This window comes from Sphingomonas bacterium (assembly GCF_903644055.1).
Classification (GTDB): Bacteria; Pseudomonadota; Alphaproteobacteria; order Sphingomonadales; family Sphingomonadaceae; genus Sphingomonas_I.
In genome coordinates this window covers 1-6,210 of the sequence record NZ_CAHJXD010000052.1, presented here as the reverse complement: position 1 = coordinate 6,210, position 6,210 = coordinate 1, and the positions used below count along the sequence as shown (strand labels likewise).

The 6,210-nt window shown below is 67.4% G+C and carries 9 protein-coding genes; 6 read left to right on the top strand and 3 right to left on the bottom strand.

The features are described 5' to 3' along the window. From HUU94_RS02210 to HUU94_RS02200, 3 genes are all read right to left on the bottom strand, one after another. A partial coding sequence (locus HUU94_RS02210) for a biotin/lipoyl-containing protein (protein WP_174273489.1) occupies positions 1 to 752 on the bottom strand: 752 nt, incomplete at its 3' end. Positions 753 to 763: 11 nt separating this feature from the next. After that, positions 764 to 1,828, bottom strand: a complete 1,065-nt coding sequence (pdhA, locus tag HUU94_RS02205; protein ID WP_174273488.1) for a pyruvate dehydrogenase (acetyl-transferring) E1 component subunit alpha — start codon at positions 1,826 to 1,828, stop codon at positions 764 to 766. Between the two features lie 98 nt (positions 1,829 to 1,926). Continuing rightward, entirely contained in the window at positions 1,927 to 2,235 is a 309-nt protein-coding gene (locus tag HUU94_RS02200; RefSeq protein ID WP_174273487.1) for an FtsB family cell division protein, read from the bottom strand. A gap of 192 nt (positions 2,236 to 2,427) precedes the next feature. Here HUU94_RS02200 and HUU94_RS02195 point away from each other — a divergent pair, with 192 nt between their 5' ends. From HUU94_RS02195 to HUU94_RS02170, 6 genes are read left to right on the top strand one after another with little or no spacing between them, the layout of a single operon-like run. Further along, positions 2,428 to 2,943 (top strand): hypothetical protein, encoded by a 516-nt coding sequence (locus tag HUU94_RS02195; protein ID WP_174273486.1) that lies wholly within the window; start codon positions 2,428 to 2,430, stop codon positions 2,941 to 2,943. 2 nt (positions 2,944 to 2,945) lie between these two features. Further along, positions 2,946 to 3,341 carry an MAPEG family protein gene (locus HUU94_RS02190; protein ID WP_174273491.1) on the top strand — a complete coding sequence of 132 codons (396 nt, stop codon included), beginning with the start codon at positions 2,946 to 2,948 and terminating at the stop codon, positions 3,339 to 3,341. A 48-nt stretch (positions 3,342 to 3,389) separates the two neighbouring features. Next, positions 3,390 to 3,785, top strand: a complete 396-nt coding sequence (gene crcB, locus HUU94_RS02185) for a fluoride efflux transporter CrcB (protein ID WP_254601878.1) — start codon at positions 3,390 to 3,392, stop codon at positions 3,783 to 3,785. Beyond that, the gene (locus HUU94_RS02180) at positions 3,782 to 4,873 is read left to right on the top strand and encodes an RluA family pseudouridine synthase (RefSeq protein ID WP_174273485.1); all 1,092 of its coding nucleotides are present in this window, start codon (positions 3,782 to 3,784) and stop codon (positions 4,871 to 4,873) included. Before crcB ends, HUU94_RS02180 begins: the two co-directional genes overlap by 4 nt. Next, positions 4,870 to 5,472 carry an FMN-binding negative transcriptional regulator gene (locus HUU94_RS02175; RefSeq protein ID WP_174273484.1) on the top strand — a complete coding sequence of 201 codons (603 nt, stop codon included), beginning with the start codon at positions 4,870 to 4,872 and terminating at the stop codon, positions 5,470 to 5,472. The genes HUU94_RS02180 and HUU94_RS02175 overlap by 4 nt, the downstream gene beginning before the upstream one ends. Next, positions 5,469 to 6,128, top strand: a complete 660-nt coding sequence (locus HUU94_RS02170; protein ID WP_174273483.1) for an HAD-IA family hydrolase — start codon at positions 5,469 to 5,471, stop codon at positions 6,126 to 6,128. The genes HUU94_RS02175 and HUU94_RS02170 overlap by 4 nt, the downstream gene beginning before the upstream one ends. Positions 6,129 to 6,210 lie beyond the last annotated feature (82 nt).

The following is a 6,210-nucleotide window of genomic DNA, read 5'->3' as shown; positions in this document are numbered from 1 at the left end:
CCGCCCGACATATAATTGGTCTTGGCGGCCGAATTGATGATGTGATCGATCGCCTGCATCGCGAAGTTGAAGGTCATGAACTCGACGATCGGCCTGAGCCCCGCCATCGCGGCCCCCGTGCCGACGCCCGCGAAGCCATATTCGGTGATCGGCGTATCGATCACTCGCTTGGCCCCGAATTCGTCGAGCAGCCCCTGCGTGACCTTGTAGGCGCCCTGATATTCGGCGACCTCCTCGCCGATCACGAAGACGCGATCGTCGGCGCGCATCTCCTCGGCCATCGCCTCCTTGAGCGCCTCGCGCACCGTCATCCTGACGACTTCGGTGCCGGCGGGTGCCTCGGGATCCTCGTGCGTATGCGCGACCGCGGCGACGAGATCGCGCGCGCCGGTCGGCATTTGCTTGGGCGCTTCCTCCTTGCCGCTCTCGCCTTCAGGTTCCGTTTTCTGATCGGAGGGCTGCTCGACCTGATCTTCCTCGCCCTGCTTGGGGAGAGAAAGCTCATCCTCGTCCTCGCCCTGGATCAGCGCGATCACCGTACCGACCTTCACGCCTTCGCTGCCCTCGGGCACGATGATCTTCGAAAGCGTGCCCTCGTCGACCGCTTCGAATTCCATCGTCGCCTTGTCGGTCTCGATTTCGGCGAGGACATCGCCCGATCTGACCGCATCGCCTTCCTTGACCAGCCATTTGGCGAGCGTGCCTTCCTCCATCGTCGGGGAAAGCGCGGGCATCTTGAGTTCGGTGGGCATCGAAGCTTCGCTCAATAGGTATCGACGAGGACGTCGGTGTAGAGTTCGCCGGGATCGGGTTCGGGGCTTTCCTCGGCGAAGGCGGCGGCATCGGCGACGATCTTGCGGATTTCCTTGTCGAGCGCCTTCAACCGATCCTCGCCGACGCCGATCGCGCCGAGCTCGCGCGCGAGATGATCGATCGGGTCGCTCTTTTCGCGGACCGACTGAACCTCGTCGCGCGACCGATATTTGGCGGGATCGGACATCGAATGCCCGCGATAGCGATAGGTCTTGAGCTCGAGCAGGATCGGCCCCTTGCCCGCCTTCACCCATTCGCGCGCGGTCTCGGCGGCGCCGCGCACCGCGAGCACGTCCATGCCGTCGACCTGGAGCCCGGGGATGCGGAAGCTTTCGCCGCGCTTGTAGAGCTGGTCCTCGGCCGAAGCGCGGTTGACGCTGGTGCCCATCGCATATTGGTTGTTCTCGATCACGAAGATCACGGGCAGCTTCCACAGCTCCGCCATGTTGAAGCTTTCATAGACCTGGCCCTGGTTGGCCGCGCCGTCGCCGAAATAGACCAGCGCCAGCCCGCCATCCTCGGCATATTTGTGCTTGAAGCCGAGGCCCGTGCCGATCGAGACCTGCGCGCCGACGATGCCGTGCCCGCCGTAGAATTTATGCTCGACGCTGAACATGTGCATCGAGCCGCCCTTGCCCTTGGAGATGCCGGCGGCGCGCCCGGTAAGCTCGGCCATGATCAGCTTGGGATCGATCCCGTAGGCGAGCATGTGGCCATGATCGCGATAGCCCGTAACGACCGAATCCCTGCCCGGCTCCAGCGCCGACTGGAGGCCGACCGCGACCGCCTCCTGCCCGATATAGAGGTGGCAGAAACCGCCGATCAGCCCGAGACCATAGAGCTGCCCCGCTTTCTCCTCGAAGCGGCGGATGAGCAGCATCTGGCGGTAGAATTCGAGCAGCTCCTCCTTGCTGCCCTCGAAGCGCCTGGGTTCGGCGGGGCGCTCGCGATTGGAAGCGGGCGGCGCGGCGGCGGCCGTGGGGATGGAGGCGGATCGTGCAGCGGCCTTGGCCAAGATGAAAGCTCCCGTCGCGGGCGAATGCGCTAGACCCTTAGCCTATAGGCGTGGATCGACAGCAGCGGCAACGCTTGTCGGAGGCAAAAGCCTCCAAGCTAATTGCTCGGGATGATCACTTCGTCGGGGCGGACCTGCCCGGTCTCGTGGCGCACGATCTCGTCGGCATAATCCGGGTCGACGTGGCGGGGATCGAGCAGCGCGGCATGATGCTCGAGGCGGCCGCGTTCGGCCTTGAGCCGATCGAGCGTGACGATCTTCTCGGCCTTCTGCTGGTGATAGCCGGCGAGCGACAGCAGGCCGTTGGGGCCGAAGATCGCAAAGGCCGCGAAATCGGCGATCACGAACAGCGCGAGCGCAGGCAGTGCGGCGGATTTGATCACGGAGAGCGTGGAACGGCGCGCCATCGCCGGACAGAATCACAATCGATTCAAGCATTCAAGCAAAATGCTGCACAGCGAATCCTCAAAGCGCCGGATCGAGTCGGCTGTGCGGCGGGTGACGGTCGATCCGAGACAACATCCGCCCAAATCTTCAAGGCAAGCGTATTGGCAATGCAATACAGGTGCGGCTATGGTGGCCGCCCAAAGGAGCCCGTGATGCGCGTTTTCCTGCCCCTGATGCTTGCGCCGATGCTGTTGATCGCCGGTTGCGACGTGCATTCGAACGCCGATACCAAGAGCGGCAACGACGTCCACATCAGCATGACCAAGGACGACAAGGGCAGCGGCCGGATGTCGCTCAACATCCCCGGCTTCGATGCCAAGGTCTCGATCCCCGGCTTCATGATGAACGGGCATATGGATATCGACGGGATGAAGCTCGCCCCCGATACGCAGATCAGGACGGTCGACGTGCTCGGCAAGGACAAGGATATCGACAAGGGCAAGGCGGGCGACGATCATGGCAGCGTCCACCTGACCTTCACCAATCCCAAGGATCCCGCCGCCGTGCTGGCTTATTATCGTCAGGCCGCCGCCGATGCCGGCTACACGATCAGCCCGATCAGCGGCGACGGCGGGCTGGCCGCGACCAAGGCCGACAAGAAGTTCGCGCTGGCGATTTCGCCGGAGAGCGGCGGCAGCCGCGGCTCGATCGATATCACGGGAGAATGATGATGCCGCATGAACTGATCTGGCTTGGCGCCACCCTCGTCCTCGCTTTGGTGCAGATCGGCGCGGCGGGGCAGGCGCGAACCAAGCAATATGGCATCGATTGGAACGCCGGCCCGCGCGACGAGACGATGCCGCCGCTCGACCCGCTCGCCGGGCGGCTGGCGCGCGCGCAGGCCAATCTGTTCGAGACCTTGCCATTGTTCATCGGCGGCCTGCTCGGCGCGATCGCCGCGGGGCATCTCGGCTGGAAGACCGAATATGGCGCGGCGCTCTATTTCTTCGGGCGCCTGATCTACCTGCCGCTCTATGCCGCGGGCATTCCCAAGATCCGCTCGATCGTCTGGATGATCGCCACGGTCGGGCTGCTGATGATCCTCTGGGCGCTGTTGTTCGGTTGAGCATCAGAGCGGGATGACGCCGGGGATGCGCGCCGCTACAGGCAGCGCATGCCCGGCTTTCCGCCCCTCATCCTCGTCATGCTCGGCGGCGCGATCGGCGCGGGCTTCCGCTATCATGTCGGCGGCATCGCGCTGCGCAATCTCGGGCCCGATTTTCCGTTCGGCACGCTGATGGTCAATATCGTCGGCGGCTTCCTGATGGGGGTGCTCGCGGGAACGCTGGCGCGGCCGCCGCTGATGGGGCCGAACAGCGAGCCGTTGCGGCTGTTCCTGGGTGTCGGCGTCCTCGGCGGCTTCACGACCTTCTCGGCGTTCAGCCTCGAGACGGTCAACATGATCAATCGCGGCGAGCCCGTGACCGCGGCGAGCTATGCGCTCGCATCGGTGGTGGGATCGGTGCTGGCGCTGTTCGCGGGGCTGCTGATGGTGCGGGCGCTGGCGTGAGCGGCGAGGCGCGCTCCTTCACCGTCGGCGACGACGACGACGGTATCCGGCTCGATCGCTGGTTCCACAGGCATATGGCCGACGCCAGCTTCAACATCGTCTCGCGCTGGGCGCGGACGGGGCAATTGCGCGTCGACGGCAAGCGAGTCGCGCCGGGCGATCATATCGCCGCCGGGCAGGTGATCCGCGTTCCCCCGCTCGAAGCCCCGGCGCCCGCCGCCGCCCGCCCGAAGAAGGACCGCCCGCCGCTCTCGCCCGAGGACGAGGCGTTCGTGCAGGGCCTCGTCCTCCATCGCGACCGCGCCGCGATCGTCATCGACAAGCCGCCCGGCCTCGCGACGCAGGGCGGCACCAAGACCGAGCGGCATCTCGACGGGCTGCTCGACGGTCTCCAGTTCGAGGCGGAGGGCCGCCCCAAGCTCGTGCACCGGCTCGACAAGGACACCAGCGGCGTGCTGCTGCTCGCGCGGTCTTCGGGGGCCGCCGCTTATTTCTCGAAGGCTTTCTCCAGCCGCACCGCGCGCAAGCTCTACTGGGCGCTGGTGACGGGCGTGCCCTCGATCGCCGACGGCATGATCGAGCTGCCGCTCGCCAAGCAGCCCGGCACCGGTGGCGAGAAGATGCACGTCGACGAGAAGGAGGGCAGCCCGGCGCGCACCCGCTATCGCGTCGTCGAGCGCGCGGGCAATACCGCCGCCTGGGTCGAGCTACAGCCCCATACCGGGCGGACGCACCAGCTCCGCGTCCATATGGCCGCGATCGGCCACCCGATCGTCGGCGACGGCAAATATGGCGGGCAGGATGCGTTCCTCACCGGCGGGGTCAGCCGCAAGATGCACCTCCACGCGCGCCGCCTGCGCGTCGATCATCCCGGTGGCGGGGTGCTGGAGGTCGCGGCCGAGCCGCCGGCGCATTTCGACGAAAGCCTGACCTTGCTCGGCTTCGATCGGACGCTGGGCGACAGCATGCCCTTCGACCAGCCCAAATTCTCGGAAACCCCCGAGGGCAAGAAGAAAGCGATCAGCGCCGCCGCCAAGGCGCGGCGCAAGGATCGCAAGGGAGAACGGCGCAGCAGGGGCAGCCGGTGACGCATCCCAGCCGCGCCTTCGCCTGGGCGCATGACGCGGAACTGCGCGCCTTCGTCGCCACGCGCGCTTTCGCCCAGATCAGCATCGCGATCGATGGCAGGCCCGTCGCCGCGCACGCGCCTCTGGCGATCGGCGCGGACGGATCGATCCGTTTCCACCTCGCCCGCGCGAACCGGCTGACGGCGCATCTCGACGGCGCGCCGGCGCTGGCGACGGTCGTCGGCGACGACGCCTATATCAGTCCCGACTGGTACGGAACCGAGGATCAGGTGCCGACGTGGAATTACCGGCTGGTCGAGATCGAGGGCATAGCGCGGCGGCTAGGGGAGGCCGACCTGATCGACCAGCTCGACCGGCTGAGCGCCGCGCAGGAGGCGCTGCTCGCCCCCAAGCCCGCGTGGACGATGGCCAAGCTCAGCCCCGCGCGGAACGGCGCGCTGCTGAAGGGCATCGTCGGCTTCGCGATCGACGCGCCCCTGCTGCGCGGCGTCGCCAAGCTGGGGCAGAACAAGAGCGCTTCGGAGCGGGCCGGCGTCGAGGCGGCGCTCACCGCGCTGGGCCGCCACGATGTGGCGCGCGCGATGGCGGCGGGCGCATGAACCGGCTCGCGGTGTTCGATTGCGACGGCACTCTGGTCGATTCGCAGGCGACGATCTGCACCGCGCTGGAAACAGGCTTCGCGGCGTGCGGGGTGGCGCCGCCGCGGCGGGCGGCGATGCGGTCGATCATCGGGCTTTCGGTGATCGAGGCGATGCGCGTGCTGCATCCCGAGGGCGCGGCGGAGACGCATGCCCTGCTCGCGCAATCCTACAAGGACAGCTTCTTCGCGCTGCGCCAGCAGGGGCTGGCCGAGGAGCCGCTGTACGAGGGCATCGTCGAGGCGATCGACGGCCTGGCGGCGCGCGGCTGGCTGCTCGGCGTGGCGACGGGCAAGTCCGATCGGGGCCTGGCCGCGGTCCTCGACAAGCATGGCCTCCATCCGCGATTCGTCACGTTGCAGACCGCCGACCGCCACCCTTCCAAGCCGCATCCCGCGATGCTGCGGCAGGCGATGGCCGATGCGGGCGCGGGGCCGGAGACGACCGCGATGATCGGCGATACCAGCTTCGACATGGGGATGGCCAAGGCGGCGGGGGCGGCGGCGATCGGGGTCGCCTGGGGCTATCATTCGGCCGAGGAGCTGCGCGGCGGCGGCGCGGACGTCGTCGCCGGCCATGCCTCGGAGCTCGTGGCGCTGCTCGAAGCCTTGCCGTGAAGCGCTTCTACACGGCGGCGGCCGTAGGCGACGGCGGCGCGATCCTGCTCGACGGCCGCGCGGTGCGGACGCCGGGGCGGGC

Bases quoted from the DNA above. Each gene is read 5' to 3' on its own strand.
- HUU94_RS02200 (WP_174273487.1), bottom strand. From the start codon at position 2,235: ATGGCGCGCCGTTCCACGCTCTCCGTGATCAAATCCGCCGCACTGCCT.
- HUU94_RS02195 (WP_174273486.1), top strand. From the start codon at position 2,428: ATGCGCGTTTTCCTGCCCCTGATGCTTGCGCCGATGCTGTTGATCGCC.
- HUU94_RS02190 (WP_174273491.1), top strand. From the start codon at position 2,946: ATGCCGCATGAACTGATCTGGCTTGGCGCCACCCTCGTCCTCGCTTTG.
- crcB (WP_254601878.1), top strand. From the start codon at position 3,390: ATGCCCGGCTTTCCGCCCCTCATCCTCGTCATGCTCGGCGGCGCGATC.
- HUU94_RS02170 (WP_174273483.1), top strand. From the start codon at position 5,469: ATGAACCGGCTCGCGGTGTTCGATTGCGACGGCACTCTGGTCGATTCG.